This window comes from Providencia rettgeri (assembly GCF_041075285.1).
Lineage (GTDB): Bacteria > Pseudomonadota > Gammaproteobacteria > Enterobacterales > Enterobacteriaceae > Providencia > Providencia rettgeri_G.
Window position 1 is genome coordinate 1,562,698 of sequence record NZ_CP163512.1, and the last position, 16,929, is coordinate 1,579,626.

20 protein-coding genes are annotated in these 16,929 nt (G+C 40.1%); 10 read left to right on the forward strand and 10 right to left on the reverse strand.

The window, feature by feature from the left end; all coding sequences use genetic code 11:
- The first annotated feature begins 30 nt into the window (after positions 1-30).
- The 4 genes from AB6N04_RS07080 to AB6N04_RS07095 all read left to right on the forward strand — a co-directional run bounded on the left by AB6N04_RS07080 (position 31) and on the right by AB6N04_RS07095 (position 2,605).
- Positions 31-852, forward strand: coding sequence for an AraC family ligand binding domain-containing protein (locus AB6N04_RS07080; protein WP_369311185.1), 822 nt, complete (start codon positions 31-33; stop codon positions 850-852).
- A 90-nt stretch (positions 853-942) separates the two neighbouring features.
- On the forward strand, positions 943-1,644 hold the full coding sequence (locus AB6N04_RS07085; protein WP_369311186.1) for an AzlC family ABC transporter permease: 702 nt from the start codon (positions 943-945) through the stop codon (positions 1,642-1,644).
- A complete protein-coding gene (locus AB6N04_RS07090) occupies positions 1,641-1,955 on the forward strand; it encodes an AzlD domain-containing protein (RefSeq protein ID WP_369311187.1) in 315 nt (104 codons plus the stop codon). Before AB6N04_RS07085 ends, AB6N04_RS07090 begins: the two co-directional genes overlap by 4 nt.
- A gap of 182 nt (positions 1,956-2,137) precedes the next feature.
- Complete coding sequence (locus AB6N04_RS07095) at positions 2,138-2,605, forward strand: DUF1456 family protein (protein ID WP_369311188.1); 468 nt, start codon at positions 2,138-2,140, stop codon at positions 2,603-2,605.
- 108 nt (positions 2,606-2,713) lie between these two features.
- On the opposite strand, the gene AB6N04_RS07100 is transcribed toward AB6N04_RS07095, so the two are convergent.
- From AB6N04_RS07100 to AB6N04_RS07125, 6 genes are all read right to left on the reverse strand, one after another.
- Positions 2,714-3,601 carry a LysR family transcriptional regulator gene (locus AB6N04_RS07100; protein ID WP_369311189.1) on the reverse strand — a complete coding sequence of 296 codons (888 nt, stop codon included), beginning with the start codon at positions 3,599-3,601 and terminating at the stop codon, positions 2,714-2,716.
- Between the two features lie 48 nt (positions 3,602-3,649).
- Complete coding sequence (accA, locus tag AB6N04_RS07105) at positions 3,650-4,609, reverse strand: acetyl-CoA carboxylase carboxyl transferase subunit alpha (RefSeq protein WP_369311190.1); 960 nt, start codon at positions 4,607-4,609, stop codon at positions 3,650-3,652.
- A 104-nt stretch (positions 4,610-4,713) separates the two neighbouring features.
- On the reverse strand, positions 4,714-5,109 hold the full coding sequence (locus AB6N04_RS07110) for a MerR family DNA-binding protein (RefSeq protein WP_369311191.1): 396 nt from the start codon (positions 5,107-5,109) through the stop codon (positions 4,714-4,716).
- A 47-nt stretch (positions 5,110-5,156) separates the two neighbouring features.
- Positions 5,157-5,696, reverse strand: coding sequence for a GNAT family N-acetyltransferase (locus AB6N04_RS07115; RefSeq protein ID WP_369311192.1), 540 nt, complete (start codon positions 5,694-5,696; stop codon positions 5,157-5,159).
- A 16-nt stretch (positions 5,697-5,712) separates the two neighbouring features.
- Positions 5,713-7,179, reverse strand: a complete 1,467-nt coding sequence (locus tag AB6N04_RS07120; protein WP_369311193.1) for an AMP nucleosidase — start codon at positions 7,177-7,179, stop codon at positions 5,713-5,715.
- Positions 7,180-7,256: 77 nt separating this feature from the next.
- The gene (locus AB6N04_RS07125) at positions 7,257-8,165 is read right to left on the reverse strand and encodes an AEC family transporter (RefSeq protein WP_369311194.1); all 909 of its coding nucleotides are present in this window, start codon (positions 8,163-8,165) and stop codon (positions 7,257-7,259) included.
- 336 nt (positions 8,166-8,501) lie between these two features.
- On the opposite strand from AB6N04_RS07125, the gene AB6N04_RS07130 reads away from it, so the two are divergent.
- The 4 genes from AB6N04_RS07130 (at position 8,502) to AB6N04_RS07145 (ending at position 11,449) form a co-directional block, all read left to right on the forward strand.
- Complete coding sequence (locus tag AB6N04_RS07130) at positions 8,502-9,269, forward strand: basic amino acid ABC transporter substrate-binding protein (RefSeq protein ID WP_369311195.1); 768 nt, start codon at positions 8,502-8,504, stop codon at positions 9,267-9,269.
- 64 nt (positions 9,270-9,333) lie between these two features.
- Positions 9,334-10,098: an amino acid ABC transporter permease gene (locus tag AB6N04_RS07135; RefSeq protein WP_369311196.1), complete on the forward strand. Its 765-nt coding sequence runs from the start codon at positions 9,334-9,336 to the stop codon at positions 10,096-10,098.
- Positions 10,085-10,807, forward strand: coding sequence for an amino acid ABC transporter ATP-binding protein (locus tag AB6N04_RS07140; protein ID WP_369311197.1), 723 nt, complete (start codon positions 10,085-10,087; stop codon positions 10,805-10,807). The genes AB6N04_RS07135 and AB6N04_RS07140 overlap by 14 nt, the downstream gene beginning before the upstream one ends.
- Positions 10,808-10,909: 102 nt before the next feature.
- Complete coding sequence (locus tag AB6N04_RS07145) at positions 10,910-11,449, forward strand: NADAR family protein (protein ID WP_369311198.1); 540 nt, start codon at positions 10,910-10,912, stop codon at positions 11,447-11,449.
- Between the two features lie 104 nt (positions 11,450-11,553).
- Here the strand turns inward: AB6N04_RS07145 and AB6N04_RS07150 are convergent, their stop codons facing one another.
- Positions 11,554-12,012, reverse strand: a complete 459-nt coding sequence (locus AB6N04_RS07150; protein ID WP_369311199.1) for an N-acetyltransferase family protein — start codon at positions 12,010-12,012, stop codon at positions 11,554-11,556.
- A gap of 102 nt (positions 12,013-12,114) precedes the next feature.
- On the opposite strand from AB6N04_RS07150, the gene AB6N04_RS07155 reads away from it, so the two are divergent.
- Together AB6N04_RS07155 and AB6N04_RS07160 are read left to right on the forward strand one after the other, a co-directional pair.
- On the forward strand, positions 12,115-13,602 hold the full coding sequence (locus AB6N04_RS07155) for a PLP-dependent aminotransferase family protein (protein ID WP_369311200.1): 1,488 nt from the start codon (positions 12,115-12,117) through the stop codon (positions 13,600-13,602).
- Between the two features lie 98 nt (positions 13,603-13,700).
- Positions 13,701-14,279 carry a YebB family permuted papain-like enzyme gene (locus AB6N04_RS07160; RefSeq protein ID WP_369312027.1) on the forward strand — a complete coding sequence of 193 codons (579 nt, stop codon included), beginning with the start codon at positions 13,701-13,703 and terminating at the stop codon, positions 14,277-14,279.
- A gap of 67 nt (positions 14,280-14,346) precedes the next feature.
- Here the strand turns inward: AB6N04_RS07160 and AB6N04_RS07165 are convergent, their stop codons facing one another.
- From AB6N04_RS07165 to yajD, 3 genes are all read right to left on the reverse strand, one after another.
- Complete coding sequence (locus tag AB6N04_RS07165; protein WP_369311201.1) at positions 14,347-15,012, reverse strand: CerR family C-terminal domain-containing protein; 666 nt, start codon at positions 15,010-15,012, stop codon at positions 14,347-14,349.
- Between the two features lie 21 nt (positions 15,013-15,033).
- The gene (locus AB6N04_RS07170) at positions 15,034-16,299 is read right to left on the reverse strand and encodes a M24 family metallopeptidase (RefSeq protein ID WP_369311202.1); all 1,266 of its coding nucleotides are present in this window, start codon (positions 16,297-16,299) and stop codon (positions 15,034-15,036) included.
- 257 nt (positions 16,300-16,556) lie between these two features.
- Positions 16,557-16,904, reverse strand: a complete 348-nt coding sequence (gene yajD / locus AB6N04_RS07175; protein WP_369311203.1) for an HNH nuclease YajD — start codon at positions 16,902-16,904, stop codon at positions 16,557-16,559.
- Between the last annotated feature and the right edge of the window lie 25 nt (positions 16,905-16,929).

Consider the following 16,929-nt stretch of genomic DNA (forward strand, 5'->3'; position numbering starts at 1 on the left):
TTTTATATTTAATCAGTTTTTAGGGATCTTATGGAAAGTGCTCACTATTTTCATTTACAAGAGCTCAATGGCCTTGAAATGATAAAAGCTCGGTATCACCAACAAAAATTCTCTCGTCATAGCCACGAAGGGTTCTGTATTGGTGTGATTGAAGAAGGTGCCCAGCAATTCTTTCGCACAGGCGAAAACCATTATGCACCAAAAGGTGATATTATTTTAGTCAATGCCGATGAAATCCATACAGGATCCTCTGCAATGGAAAATGGTTGGTCATACCAAGCAATCTATCCGACCCCGGACATATTCTCTCAACTCACCACTGGCTTGAAACTGGAAAATCAAGGGGTAGTCCCTTGGTTTCCTGTCGCAGTGGTGCATGATCCTGGGCTTGCTGCTCAACTACGGTTATTATTCAGCCTGCTGTTACAACCTAGTAATCTATTACTCAAAGAAACTTTATTGCTCTCCACATTAAGTTGGTTAACACTACGTTATAACCGGACTAAAACTGAGTTAACTAAAATTCCCCCCGCCAAACAGCGTATAGAACAAATTTGCGAATTAATGATAGAGACTTGTGAGCAAGACCACTCATTAGCTGAACTTGCCCAAATCGCGGGAGTCAGCCAATGGCATTTTTTACGGCAATTTAAACTCCACACGGGCGCAACGCCTCATGTTTTTTTGGTTCAAGCTCGCTTGCATAAAGCCAAAAAACTGTTGTTAGCAGGAAATTCCCCTGCCGATGTTTCAAACTTATGTGGTTTTTCTGACCAAAGCCATTTTACGCGGCACTTTAAGCAATCATTAGGTGTCACTCCAGGTAATTTTGTTCGCCATCAAATAATATAAAGAGCAATTTTATTCTATCTGCCGCCAATTCATATCCTTAATATGATTTAACAGATTACAGGCTCATGATTTAAATAGGTATTCGTTAACATGGATTCAAAGCAAAATCGCCACTGGCAAAAAGCCATGATGGATGGCGCCGTTCATTCAGCCCCCCTTAATCTCGCGGTGATCCCTTGGGGAGTATTAGCAGGTTCAATGGCCGTAGAGACCGGATTAGATTTTTGGCAAAGTGTTGCAATGTCTGCCATGGTTTTTGCTGGTGCGGCACAATTAGTTACCCTTGGCCTACTCAATTCAGGCACAGGTTTTATCACGATAGTTATTTCTGTATTCTTTATCACATCGCAACATTTACTGTATGGACTTACATTACGTCCCCAAGTTAAGGATTTCACGACACCTCAGCGACTCAGCATTGGCTTTCTTCTAACCGATGAACTCTTTGCCATCAGTGCAGCAAAACGCCAAAGCTTAAGTTTTCCATACTTATTTGGTGCGGGGTTCAGCTTTTACCTTGTTTGGCTGATTACCAGCCTATGTGGCATTGCGATGGCAAATATTGTGGGTGATTTAAGCCGCTTACACCTCGATTTCTCCGTTGTCGCGACTTTGCTGGCCATCGTTGTGCCTTTAACGAAAAAGATCAGCACCTTGTGTGGTGTGATTTTCTCTCTTGTCGTCGCCATTGCCCTATCTATGTACGCCATCAGTAGTGCTATCGTCATTGCTGGCGTGGGGGGAATGTTTGTATCTGTTATCGTTTCACGTGTACTAAAGGAAGAAAAATGATTTGGCTTTTAATTATCACGTTAACTGCGGTTATCTTTACCCTGCGTTATGTCTTTTTAATTCCTCAACTACCGATCAGGCTACCGTTGATTATCCGTCAAGCATTAGGCTATTCCGCTCCTTGCTTATTAACCGCCATTTGTGCACCTGTTATTTTATTAGAAAATCATGAGGTTAGAAATTTTCCTGATAACCCCTATTTGTGGGGGGCGCTATTCTGTGTCGTCGTCGCATCGATACTTAAAAACATGCTATTAACCGTAGGTCTAACCCTAGTATTTTTTTATTCATTGATTTATTTTATGGGCTAATGTTATACAACTCGGATAAAGTCAAGTTGCAACACTTTGCTTTATCCCGCGAATCCCGCATAATAGGTTACTTCGTCGCAATACAATCCTATTCAATTACTCCCTTTCTTAATGGAAGTCAGTGATCCATTGGCTTTTTGATTGCGCCAAATAATTTTGTAAATAATGGATAACACCAAATCATGCTTAATAATTATGTTTTACGCAGTGTTCGCTATATGTTGGACTTGAGCGATGCTCAAATGGTTAAAATCGTAAAACTGGCAGATTTAGCAGTGACGAAAGAAGAAATGGTGTGCTGGCTAAAAAAAGAGAGTGAACCTGAATATGTTGAATGCAACGATAATGTAACCGCACACTTTCTAAACGGCTTAATTTACCATCGCCGTGGTAAAGATGAAAATCGCCCTGCACCACAAATTGAAAGCCGCCTCAATAACAATATTATTCTCAAAAAATTGCGTGTGGCTTTTGAATTAAAAGATACTGACATGATTGAGATCTACCAATTAGCCGATTTCCGGGTTTCAAAACCTGAACTCAATGCGATTTTCCGCAAACCGGGACATAAAAACTACCGTGAATGTGGGGATCAGCTCCTGCGTTATTTCCTCAAAGGGTTAACTACCCGATTTCGTGGTGATAAATAACCTGTCATTTTTACTCAATTCTGGCATTTATCGAAAAAGCGCTAACTGCCAGATAATCCTTTGTTATTTTTTTGTATTCACCTTAATCAACCCCCGCTCATTTCTCCGCTAAATATTTTGCAGTAAGTAGTTTAAAAAAAGCTCAATTTTCGGTGATAACGCACTTCGACTCGCGTACACCGCTCTTAGTTCTATCGGTGCAGGTTTTACATCCGTCAACTGGATAACGTCAAGCTCACCTGAGGTAATTTGTTTATGGCAAGCTTCTAACGACAAAATAGCAAAACCAACACCATTAACCGCAGCTGCGTGAGCAAGTACCCCGCTATTTACCCGATATGGGCTATTTATCATCACATTACGTTGCTTACCTTGATGATCAATAAAAATCCATGGTTGCCCCTGCAAAGCACTAAGACTTGAAATACAAGGTCGTTTTGCTAAATCAGCCGCTGTTTGAGGTCGACCAACTTCATCAATAAGCTTAGGAGATGCCACAACCACACTTTGCCATGATTTAACTAGTCGTGAATGATAACTACTGTCCTCTTGCATACCTCGTTGAAAAGTAAGTAATAAATCAATTTCATCACTGATAACATCAAGAGGCATTAATTGAGTATCGCAATGGATATGCAGTTGTGGATGTAATAAAGCAAACTTTGCTAATAAGTCGGCTAATAATACGCTACCCGCTTCACTTGGAATGGTCAGACGTAACGTGCCTGTTACCGCCTGAGGATAACTGATTTGCTGAACAAGATCATCCAGTTCTCGGATCAACGTTTGGCTTTGTTCAAACAGAATATTACCCGATTCCGTTAAACGCATTTGCCTTGTAGTCCGTTCAATTAAACGACAATTTAACTGTTCTTCTAATTGTTTAATTTGGCGACTAACATTGGATGATGGCATTGAAAGCTGCTTTGCCGCATTAATAAAGTTCCCTTGCGTTGCGACCGCAATAAAAACCTTTAATAAATTTAGGTCAACCACCCTGCACACTTCCTTTTCATTCAACATGATTGACCTAAACTAATAACATTAGCAGTAACCAAATGCCATGATTTTTTGGTAACGTTCTGATAATAAAGTCTCTGTATCGAGTTGGGTTAGCGTAGCTAAGTCGACTAACAACTGCTGTTTTATATTTTTAGCTGCTAACTGATAGTCCCGATGCGCCCCCCCGAGTGGTTCAGGTATAATCGTATCGATAATACCTAACTCTTTAAGTCTAGATGCTGTCATTCCCATAACTTCAGCGGCAACTTGTGCTTTTTGCGCGTCTTTCCATAAAATGGATGCACATCCTTCAGGGGAAATCGCAGCATACGTGCTATATTCAAGCATATTAATGCGATCACCGACACCGATCCCAAGTGCACCGCCAGAACAACCTTCACCGGTGACAACACAAATAATGGGTGTTTTTAAGCGGGACATTTCTAACACGTTTTTTGCGATAGCTTCAGCCTGCCCTCGCTCTTCTGCTCCCACACCTGGGTATGCTCCTGCTGAATCAATCAAGGCAATGACAGGTAACCGAAAACGTTCAGCCATTTGCATTAAACGCAGGGCTTTACGATAGCCTTCAGGGGATGGCATGCCAAAGTTACGCATCACTTTTTCTTGTGTTGTTCGCCCTTTTTGTTGCCCTACAACCATGACAGGTCGCCCCGCAATACGCGCTAAACCTCCAACCATCGCTTTATCGTCAGCATAGGCACGATCCCCCGCTAGCTCCTGAAACTCTGTAAAAATTAACGGAATATAATCAAGAGGATAAGGCCTTTGTGGGTGCCTTGCCAACTGGACAATTTCCCATGCGCCAAGGGAAGCAAAAATTGTTTTCGTCAATGAGTAGCACTTGTTTTCTAAGAGCTTAATTTCTTCTTCAAGGTTAATTTCACTGGGATGCCCCTTTTGCTTAAACGCCACTAATGCGGCAATTTTTTCATTCAGTTCAACAATGGGTTTTTCAAAAGCAAGAAAATGAGTAGACATACAAACCTTAAAATTATTCAGTCAATTTTAAGAGTGTAACTGGCAGTGTTATCCCACTCTATAATTGAAAATGGGATTTATTAATATCAAAATTGGGATAATAGTCAGAATTGTTTATTTTTAATGCGCTTTAACTTTAAGCTAGTATGCATAATCTTTTGAAAATTAGGGCATAAAATATGATTTTTCTCTGGGCAATTAGCGATATGAATAATGCCATCTTTTGATGCCGCTAAATTTTGAGTCGTTGTCTCAATCTGTTCCGCTTTTGCTATCAAACTCGCCCATTCAATATTTGGTCCATCTTGATGATTAAGCATGGTTGTAATTTCATCAAGTGAAAATTTGACCTGCTGCCCTAAACTTATCCATAACAAACGGGTTATCACATCTTTACCATGATAAATACGCTTTAAGTCTTTGCGCCCGATGGGCTTAATTAGCCCCTTTTCTTCATAATAGCGTCGTGTCGAGGTCACTAAACCTGATAATTGACTCACTTACGAAATATCTAATTCATCATGCATAGAAGGATAACCCGTTGAGATTATGACGCTGTAGGCGTTAGTTTCTGCTTTAACAGAACAGTAATATTTCCGTTCATAAAGATCTCACGATCAACAACATAACCTAACTTTTCAGCAACCCGTAATGACGGTAAATTTCTCGGTTCAATAAAACAGATGGTTTGCTGAAACTTGTCTTGTGATTTTAGCCAAGCTAGCCCCCCTTGCATCGCTTCTGTGGCATAGCCTTGACCTTGGAATTCAGGCGCAATTACCCAGCCCGCTTCAGGTATCCCCTTGACTTTTGGCTCAACCATACGATGAAAATCTGCAAACCCCAGATCACCGATATACTGCCCAGTCACTTTTTCCCTTACAGCCCAATAACCAAAACCCAGTAGTGGCCACAATCCACCATAGGCTAACATTCTCATCCATGATTCGCGTTCTGTCGACGGCACGCCACCAATATGACGCACCACGGATTCTGTTGCCCATAATTTGGTTAACGCAGGAAAATCACTGGCTTGGTGTTTCGATAAAATCAGTCTTTCTGTTTCGATTTCAGGTATTAAATCCATAGATTGCTTCTCCTTGCTATCTAAATGGGGGTTCATCAAAGGTTCTTAACTTGCGAGAATGGAGTTTATCACCCTCTTGACGTAGTAAATCAATAGCGCGAATACCGATTTGTAGGTGTTCTGAAATAGCCCCTTCATAAAAACTGTTCGCTTGGCCAGGTAATTTTATTTCCCCATGTAACGGTTTATCCGACACACACAAAAGCGTGCCATAAGGGACTCTAAACCGATAACCTTGCGCCGCAATGGTCGCGCTTTCCATATCCACGGCAACGGCACGACTTAAGCTAAAGCGCCTTGCAGTAGCAAAGAAACGCAATTCCCAGTTTCTATCATCTGTGGTCACCACCGTTCCAGTACGTAAACGCTGCTTAACCAATTCGCCCGGCATATTACTCACTTGTTTGGTCGCATCATAAAGTGCCCGTTGCACTTCTGCGATACTTGGAATAGGAATATCTGGTGGTAATACATCATCCAAAATATGATCATCGCGCAAATATGCATGAGCCAAAACGTAATCGCCAATTTTCTGGCTTTCCCTTAAACCACCGCAATGACCGATCATTAACCATGTATGAGGCCTTAAAACCGCTAAATGATCACAGATGTTTTTGGCATTTGATGGGCCAACACCAATATTCACTAATGTTATTCCGGCGCCATCTCGTGCTATCAGATGATAGGCAGGCATTTGGAATTTTTTCCATGTCATATCTGAAATGGCAATTTGCGGATCCGCATTTTCATCCGTGAGATAGTTATAACCTACACATGACAGCGCAATATAACGGCTGTCAGGGTCGCGAATTTGTTCGCAAGCCCAACTAACAAACTCATCCACATAGCGATTATAATTGGTGAATAAAACATAGGGTTGCACATGTTCAGGCGGCGTACCAGTATAATGTTTAAGGCGCGCAAGTGAAAAGTCTACTCGTAATGCATCGAAATGTGATAATGGCATTTCATCGGAAACAGTATATAAACCATCCGTAATATCATCACTAATATGCGACAAATCTGTAATAGGAAAATGAGCCGCAAGACTGCTACTCATACTCCTATCAAGCACTAAATCAGAGCCGTCAATCACAAATGGATACGGAATTTCCGTTTTAGATGGGCGAACGCTAAAAGAGACCTCATAGTCTTGTTGTAAAATAGAAAGTTGTTCCGTTAAATAGCTGCGAAATAACTCTGGTTGAGTCACTGTGATGGAATAATCCCCTTTTTTTACAAAACGCGCATAGGCACGCGTTTTTTCACAATGATCAATTTTCCCTTCCCATGTGACACAAAGTTCAGGATACGCAAACAACCCATTTTCTCGTTGGTCTGCATCTGGTATCTGCCCTTCTGTAACATAAATCGCAATGGCATCTCTTAATGATTGAATGGCATTTGAATATAACAACGAAAGTTTATCCAAAACAGCTTCAATAGATAAGTTTTCATTTTTCTGACATTTTTCCAAAGACACACACAGCTCCTAATCAGATGAAGTAATCCCCCCGATAACATAGAGTATCAATGTGACAGTTGCAAAACATATCACCATTAATGCATCACGAATGATAAAACAATAGGCAAGGTAAATACGGCAATAATGGTTTGTAATGTGATAATCCCAGCCATTAATTGGCTATCACCATTAAGTTGGCGCGTTAAGATATAAGCCGTTGGCGCGGTTGGTATAGCAAAAAATATCACTAATAACACCGCCTCTAAATCAGGTAGCGAAAATAACTTTGCTGTAAGCACCGCTAATATTGGCATGGCAAGCAAGCGTAATAAAGTTGACAACATTATAGGCTTAAACTCTTTACGCAGTGTCGCTGTTTGTAAAGCAGCACCAATACAAATCAACCCTAAAGGTAGACTTGCTGCGGCTAATAACTTCAATAATTGTTCAGAACCAAAAGGTAGTCCTACTGGCGATATATTTAATAAAACTCCGACAACACAAGAAATAATGAGGGGATTTTTAACGATGGGTAATAAAAGTTGTTTTACTGAAACTTTTTTACCTGAAGATAATGCGAGCACTGCAATCACATTACAACTTGGCACTAAAATAGCCATAATCACGGCAGCAATAGCAATCCCCTCTTTGCCAAATAAATCGGCTACAATTGCCAAACCTAAGTAGGTATTAAAACGCGTGATCCCTTGAATATGCGCCCCAAATCTCGGGATGGTTATTTTGAATAAATATTTACTTAGCAGCACCAACAATGAACTTACTAATAAAATGCAGAGGATCGCACTACCTAAATAAGGTAACTTGGGATTATCTAATGGCGCGTTCCCTAAGCTATTAATTAATAATGCAGGAAATAAAATAAAATAGTTTAATTTTTCCGCACCAGGCCAAAAGTCTGCTGATAATAATGTCGTTCGCCGTAATACAAACCCCATCGCAATAAGCGCAAATAATGGCCACAAAACCAGTAAAATCTTATCCATGGTATTTTAGTTTTTTATCAATACATTAGAAGTCGATAACAAAACAGTCTAACGTTAATTTTTTGTAGCAGATAGGTAAAAAAAGCTCTCGCAGCGATAGCGTATGCGTTTTATGATTGGTTTAACAAAAAGCGAACTAAAATAGACTTTTAATCTGTTATTTTTGGTTATTTTTTAATCCCATTTAGCTGTGAAAATCAGCAATAAGGATAAACAGCCCGACCAACAATAGCAGAAAGTTAAATTATCTCGCCTTAATGTTTAAATATCATTTGCCTGCTTTAATAATTTTATGTATTTTTATTCACTATAAATGCATAATTAAAGAGGTTTAAAATGTTTAAGAAACTTGTTTTTGCTGGTTGTTTAACACTGGCGGCTCTCTCAGGGAATGTTTACGCAAAAGACAGTTATACTGTGGGTGCCGGTGGAACATACCGTCCGTTTGAATTTGAAAATAGTCAAAAACAACTCGAAGGTTTTGATATTGATATTATTAAAGCCATCGCAGATGCGGAAGGTTTTGATGTCAAACTGGTTAACACTCCATGGGAAGGTATTTTTGCCACTTTATCCTCAGGAGATAGGGATATTTTGATTTCCGGTATCACCATTACCGATAAACGTAAAAATATGGTCGACTTTTCAACCCCCTATTTCCCTGCTGAACAAGCGATTGTGATCAGTGAATCATCAACAGTGACCGATTTAAATAGCTTAAAAGATTTGAATGTTGGCGTCGTAAATTCCAGCACAGGGGATATTGTGGTATCCGATGTTATGGGTAAAAACAGCACATCGATTAAACGTTTCGATAACACCCCGCTGTTATTACAAGAACTGTATGAAGACGGTATTGATGCCGCCGTAGGTGATGTTGGTGTTATTAAATACTACATTAAGACTCACCCAGAGAAAAAATTTAAGTTAATTTATGACAACCATTTTGAAAAACAATATTTCGGTATTGCGGTTGCTAAAGGTAATAGTGAATTACAACAAAAAATCAATAATGGCCTTAATACTATCATTGAAAACGGTACTTATAATCAAATCTACCAAAAATGGTTTGATGAAAATGTTCCTCAATTACCAAAACAATAGTTTTATTTAATTTAAAGCCATCTTTAGATGGCTTTTTCTCGTTATAAATCAGGGTGAAATTAAGATGTCTGCGTTTCGTTGGGAAATAATTGAAGAATACGCCCCGCTATTTGCTGAAGGCGCATTAATGACCATCAAGGCCACCATTATTTGCGTTATTTTAGGTTCTTTATGGGGACTCACGCTTGGCTTGGGGAGAACGGCCAAAGCGGAACAAGGGATTTGGAAACCCATTTTACATTATTTTGTGCAATGGCCTGTTCGTTTCTACGTCAGTGCCTTTCGTGGTACGCCACTATTTGTTCAAATAATGGTTGTCCATTTTGCATTAGTGCCATTGTTTATTAACCCACGGGATGGATTGCTTGTCACATCTGGGTTGATGTCCATTGATACGGCCAAAATGCTTCGTTCAGACTATGGCGCATTTTTATCCTGCATTATTGCTATTACTTTAAATTCAGGTGCTTATGTTTCGGAAATTTTCCGTGCTGGTATACAATCCATTGATAAAGGCCAAATGGAAGCCTCTCGTGCACTTGGAATGAGCTGGGCGAAAACAATGCGCAAAGTTATCCTTCCTCAAGCCTTCCGTCGAATTTTACCACCCTTAGGTAATAACGCGATTGCCATTGTCAAAGATTCATCACTTGCCTCAGCCATTGGTTTAGCCGATCTAGCCTATGCGGCGCGGACAGTTTCTGGCGCTTACGCGACATACTGGGAACCCTACTTAACAATATCAATTATTTATTGGATGCTGACATTTATACTGGCTCAGTTAGTACAATATATGGAAAGAAGGTTGGGCAGAAGTGATTTACGTTAATGATTTACAAAAGAAATTTGGTGAAACCCATGTATTACGTGGCATTTCGTGTGAAATTCAGCCACAAGAGGTTATCTGTGTTATTGGCCCTTCCGGTTCAGGTAAAAGTACATTTTTACGTTGCTTAAATGCACTAGAACGCCCTGATGGTGGTGAAATCAGGGTTAACGGTTTTGATGTTCATGACCCCAAAACCGATTTAAATAAAATGCGTGAAAACGTTGGAATGGTTTTTCAGCGTTTTAATTTATTTCCACATATGACGGTGCTTGAAAACTTAATGATGGCCCCTACCTTAGTTAAGGGACTCAAAAAAGAACAAGCACTAAAGCAAGCTGAACAGCTTTTAATCAAAGTCGGTTTATTAGATAAAATTGATGCATGGCCAGCAAGCCTCTCTGGTGGTCAGCAACAACGGGTTGCTATTGCACGCGCCTTAGCGATGCAACCTTCCATTTTATTATTTGATGAACCCACGTCGGCGCTGGATCCTGAGTTAGTTGGCGAAGTATTGTCTGTGATGAAAACACTGGCAACAGAAGGTATGACCATGGTTATCGTAACCCATGAAATGGGCTTTGCCCGTGAAGTTGCTGATCGCGTTATGTTTATCGACCAAGGTATTATTCAAGAAGAAGGCACGCCTGAACAGCTTTTTTCCGCACCGAAAAATCCACGTACGGCAGCGTTTTTAAGTAAAGTCCTCTAGTTAATTAGCCTGCTTATCACCATAAGCAGGCTATTCTGATAGTCTCATTGCATTTTACTTCGTATGCTACTAATTAAATTATTATTTAATTAAGCTTAATGTATGGATATTAAAAGCCTTTGTAAGCAATATCGTTCTGGGAAAAAATTCAAATATGTTTTTTTCTGGGGGCATCAAACCAAACAAAATCAAATCACTAAAAGCTGCTTTAGCCAATGGTACCCTTCCCCTTTTATTGTTGATGGGCACCGCTTTGCAAGTGCAGAGCATTTTATGATGGCGGAAAAAGCGCGCTTATTTGGTGATATTGAAACGCTAGAAAAAATAATTCATGCGCCAAACCCTGGTGCTGCAAAAGCCTTTGGCCGAGAAGTACGTGGATTTAAACAAGATATTTGGGATGAAAACCGATTTTCCATCGTTGTTGCGGCAAATTTAGCTAAATTTAGCCAAAATGAACAACTTAAAGCCTTTTTGTTGGCCACCAATGAGCGCATATTAGTTGAAGCCAGTCCAGTAGATAAAATATGGGGAATTGGTCTTGCTGAAGATACAGAAAATATTGAGAACCCTTTAACTTGGAAAGGTTTGAACCTTTTAGGCTTTGCGCTAATGGACGTTCGTTGCCAACTGGCAAATTAATGCTATTTTCCTTGCATTTAATCCCATGAAGATAAAAACCCGTTGTTGCTTAACAACGGGCCAGCCAGTCATTCACTGAAATGTAGGATATGCTACTGCTTTTATTACAATGGCATTCTATATTCAATCACCCCCGGTTTTTCTGCTACCCAATTATACAATTTTTGACCACGTAAATTGGTTTCTTGTGTGTGCCAATATAAGCGACCACATTGTTTATCTTGTGCCTGACCCTGAACAAACTCAATGAGTTGCTTCCCCACATGTCGCCCTCTCATTTCAGGCGTAACATATAAATCTTCTAAATAGCAAAAGTCATTTTTAGCCCATGTTGAACGGTGGAATACATAATTAACAAAGCCAACCACTTTGCCACCGTCAAGTGCGACCGCACAATACATGGGCTCATTCACATCAAAAAAACGTTCCCATGCTTTTTGTGTTACTTCTTCGCTTAATTCAACCTGATAAAATTTTTGGTATTCCAACCAATAAGCCAGCCATTCTGGATAATGTTCTGGCGCAGCAAATTTAATCGATACTGGTAATGTATTTTGATTCATAATAACCCTTCTAATTGTAGACATATTACACAATGGGGTTATAGTACAGTCCTATTTGGTGCTGTATAAGATACACTTTTGCTATTTATTTAGGATCCACTTATGCGACGTAAACAACAAACCCAGTTTCCATTGCTTTTACTTGATGAGGGGTATATCAAAGAGAATGTTTACCATACGATCCGCAGTGCCATCCTAGATGGCCGTATTGCATCGGGTGTAAAACTACCCTCTTCTCGTGCACTGGCTGAGATGATGTCTATTTCGCGTAACTCCGTCATTGCAGGCTTTGAGCGCTTAATTGATGAAGGTTATCTATATTCCAAAAAAGGGTCTGGTACTTATGTTTCAGCCAATATTCCTGATGAATTAGTCCGTACTGCATCCCCGTCACAACATACTGAGCAACCAGAATATAGCGCACTTAATCTTAACCCCAAGATCGCAACATTAACTAACTTATGGAACCAATCACGGCCGAATACACAGTCTTACCAAATGTTTAATATAGGGATTGGTTGTGTTGACCAGTTTCCTCACGAACTTTGGGGGAGATTATTAGGTCGTGTTTGGCGCAGATCTCAACAAGCAATCCCCTGCTTCAATCACCCTGATGGCTTTATGCCACTAAAAAAATTACTCGTAGATTATGTGTATTCAACTCGTGGGGTTCAATGCGAAGAAAAGCAGATTATCATTGTCAATGGAACCCAACAAGCGATTAATCTGGCTGCAAAAGTACTATTAAAACAAGGCGATAAGGTATGGCTAGATGACCCTGGCTATGACAGTGCTCGCGCTATTTTAACGGCAACAGGTGCCGAAATAGCGCCAATTCCCTCTGATCATGAAGGTATGGATATCGCTTATGGCGCAAAACACCATGGGGATGCAAAATTAGTCTACACCGCACCTTCTCACCAATTTCCGCTCGGCACAACCCTAAGCCTATCACGTCGTTTAGCATTGCTGGATTGGGCGCAGCAGAATAATGCATGGATATTTGAAGACGACTATAACAGTGAATTCCGCTTTTTATCCAAACCCATTCAAGCGTTGCAAGGTTTAGATAACCACCAGCGAGTAATTTACGCAGGCACCTTTTCAAAAATGATGTATCCTGGATTTCGTTTAGGATTTTTGATCGTGCCAACAATTCTGAGTGATGCGTTTACCATGATGAAATATTACAGTGATAGTCATTGTGGTTATTTAGAACAAGCGGCATTAGCACAGTTTATTCAAGAGGGTCACTATGCTCGTCATGTGCGAAAAGTACGAAAAATATGCCATGATAGACAAAATACCTTTTTCAATGCCATTAATCTGTACCTTCCCCATCTATTTGATGTGCAAATGACAGACTCAGGGATCCACACTGTATGTTGGCTAAAAGCTGGCTATGATATTAATCTGGTGCTGGAGCAGTGCCGTTTATTAGGTTTCGGTGCACAACCTTTATCGCGATATTGCATAAACAGCACCAATCGTAATGCTATCTTATTTGGTTATGCGGCACATACTGAAAACGATATTGTGTATCATGTAAAGCGACTGAGCGAACAAATAAGCAAGATATACCCTAGCTAAACAAAATGGATTTTATCCTTTTATCTGATAGTCAACTTTGAGTTAAGCTTTATAACTATACCTTAATGATATTCCTTTATATTGAGGTGTTTTTTATGATGAAAACAGACTATCCCTATGAATATGAGGTGGGTGATATTGTTTTTACCAGTATCGGCACTGAATTATTTCGCCAAATTGCTTCAGCCTCTTTATGTTGGAGCAACCATGTCGGTATGATTATTGGTCACGATGGTAATGATTATTTAATCGCAGAAAGCCGTGTACCTTTATCGACAACCACCACGCTTTCGCGTTTTATTGCACGCTCTTCAGATAAACGCTATAGCGTACGCCGCTTTGCACCAACATTAACAGAAGATCAAAAAAATGCACTGGTAGCCCAAGTTCCTGCTCGTCTAAATAAATTTTACCATACTGGGTTTAACTACGACTCACCAAGGCAGTTTTGTTCTAAATTTGTGTTTGATATCTACCAATCAGCTTTATCCGTAAAAATAGGTGAGCTTGAAACGTTTGAAGAACTATTAGCAAAAAATCCGAATGCAAAATTAAACTTTTGGAAGCTGTGGTTTATTGGGCAAATTCCGTGGGAACGAACCACTGTGACCCCGGCCAGTCTGTGGACTCACCCTAAACTATCACTGGTATATCGTAGCCATGACGATATACATTAATAACTGAAAAATCGAGACGTAAAATAGCCACTCCATTCATCTAACAAGTGGCTATTTTATTAAGCAATTATTGTTCAATGAGTAAGGATTGCGTCGCGATTAAACAAATTTGCTGTAATATATTATTTAGTAATTCTTCGTTTATTTGCTGTATATTCAATTGCTTAAGGAGCGGTTTTCGTGCAACGACAAACCCCAGCACCTGTCCAATTAAGGTATGAGCTCGGATAATAGCCGTTTGCTGTTCAATCGCATTTACCGCTTGGATTAGCCCTGACAAACGACTATGAAATGGTTCGATAAAATCCCGATAAATAATGTCATAATTTTCTGTAGGCTCAAGTTGTTCACGAAGAATAAGCACCGAGTAATATTCATGTTTGGGTGATAGAAGTGCATTACCCAACCCAGTGATCAGTAAAGTTATTAATTGATTTGCTTGTTCTTGTTTAATGGGCGTTTGTTGCTTAGCTATTGCAAACTGAGCATCAAACGCCTGAACATTACTTGCCCGAGATAAATCTGTTGCAATTTTCTGAATAACCGCAGAATAAACACCCAACTTCCCCCCCAAATGGTATGGGATCGCAGACTGGTTAACACCTGCACTTTCAGCCAATTGACGGGTTCTCACACCATTAATACCATGAAGTGCAAATTGTTTAATCCCTTCATTAATTAACTTTTCTTTTGTTAATTCTGAGGAAAGCGTATTTTTATTCGTGTCATTCATACTTTACTATTATTCCTAAAATTATATGTCTGCACGCATAAGATAAGTGGAATTATGGTTCAATTCAATGCCACCATCTTTACCGACAACCACTGTTCCACCAAGATTGCACAAATGATAGCCAAACGCACAGTTAGGTTCAAAGGCAAATGTCATTCCTTCTTGTAAAACCAATTCACGACCTGGATTGGGTAAGCGTTCTAATCGACGGTATTTTTGGGCAATGGGTAATGATTCAATACCAGGTGCGCTACCAAAACCAATAGGACCATAAGGATTGATGCTATGGATCAACGGATGCACATGCCAACCTTTTGACTTTAATAATGGTTTCTCCATTTTATCAACCACTTCACCAAAGGTGATACCCGCTTTAAGGCATTCAACACCAATCTCATAACACTCTCTTGCTACCGCAGCGGCTTTCTCAATATTTGGATGAATTTTCCCCACAGCAACCGCAGCTTGATGCTGTGTTTCATACATGCCATACAGGGCGAAAATCTCTGTTAGCACAATATCACCTTGCTGTATTTTTCGTGGTGCTTGCGAGCGATATTGCCACGCAGGCTGTCCCCAACCAATATATTCGGCGCCAGAACCCATCAAAATTTCTGCCGTAAATCCCCCCATCGACAAACATTTTGCCGTGACGGCGGCAGCTATATCCGCTTCTGAATTCCCCACAATAGCCGTAGCGCGCATCGCTTCACTCATCGCCTCACCTATCATTGCAGCATATTTCACATGCTCAAGCTCTTCGGCACTCTTCACTGACGCTAATTGGAAAAATGAGTGATATACCGGAATAAAGTTAAGTTGTGGTAAACGTGCTTTTATGCCTGCCAATGTGTTATAAGGCATTGCTCCATCGAAATAAAATGGCGGATATGGCTCTAAACCAATAACCCCAATATTCGCATTCGCCGACACACCTAAATCCACAAATAGCTGTGCTATGTTTCGCCCGGTTTTTCCGACAACAATTTGCTCAGGTGAGATCCACTGTCTATCGCCTCGCATTTGCGCTTGCATATGGTCGGCAACCATCATCGGTGCAAATGTCACCACGAGAGGGGCTTTATCTTGATGAAATATCACCACTGATCCTAAGCGATCATTGGTAAAGTAGTGATCAATGCAAAAAGGCGCCGGCGCTGCGGATTCCCTATCCCCATAAACCATCAGCACTTCAAGATCATGCATTTTCATGATTTTCCTGGCATTGCCCCACCTTCTGTCACGTTCTTCAAACGAAAATGGGCTTGGTATCGTCAGACTGTTCATAATCACCTCTTTTGTTAATATTTAATTCATTTGAATGAATTAAATATAGCTTGTATTTGGCGATCAAGTCAAACCTCTGCTTAACCATTTTGTGCTAATTCACCAACAAGGTTTAGGGCTCTAGATATGATATTAAAGGCGTTAAGTTGCTAATATACTTTATGATCACCATAAAACAGGCCTCTGAGGATAGAGGCCTGTTTGCTATATTTTCTAGAAAAAATGCGTTTAACTTCAATGCGCTAGCTTTAGCACTATTATTTTTTCTTATCTAACATCGATTTCAAATTAGCAAATGGGTTATAGGTTGCGGCTTCAACATCATTTTGTGCATCTTCCCCTGCCACAACATTCGTCCCATACATGTCAGCTTCTGTGTATTTTGAATGTTCATGATCATGACAAAACAAACACAATAATTCCCAATTGCTACCATCTTCAGGGTTATTGGTATGATCATGGTCGATATGGTGCACCGTTAGCTCACGTAAATTTGAATACACAAACTCGCGACTGCAACGCCCACACACCCAAGGGTAAATTTTGAGTGCTTTTTCGCGATAGCCACTTTCTAATCGCGCATAGTTTTTAGGGATCAACGCCATTGCCGATATTCCTATTTCAATATAA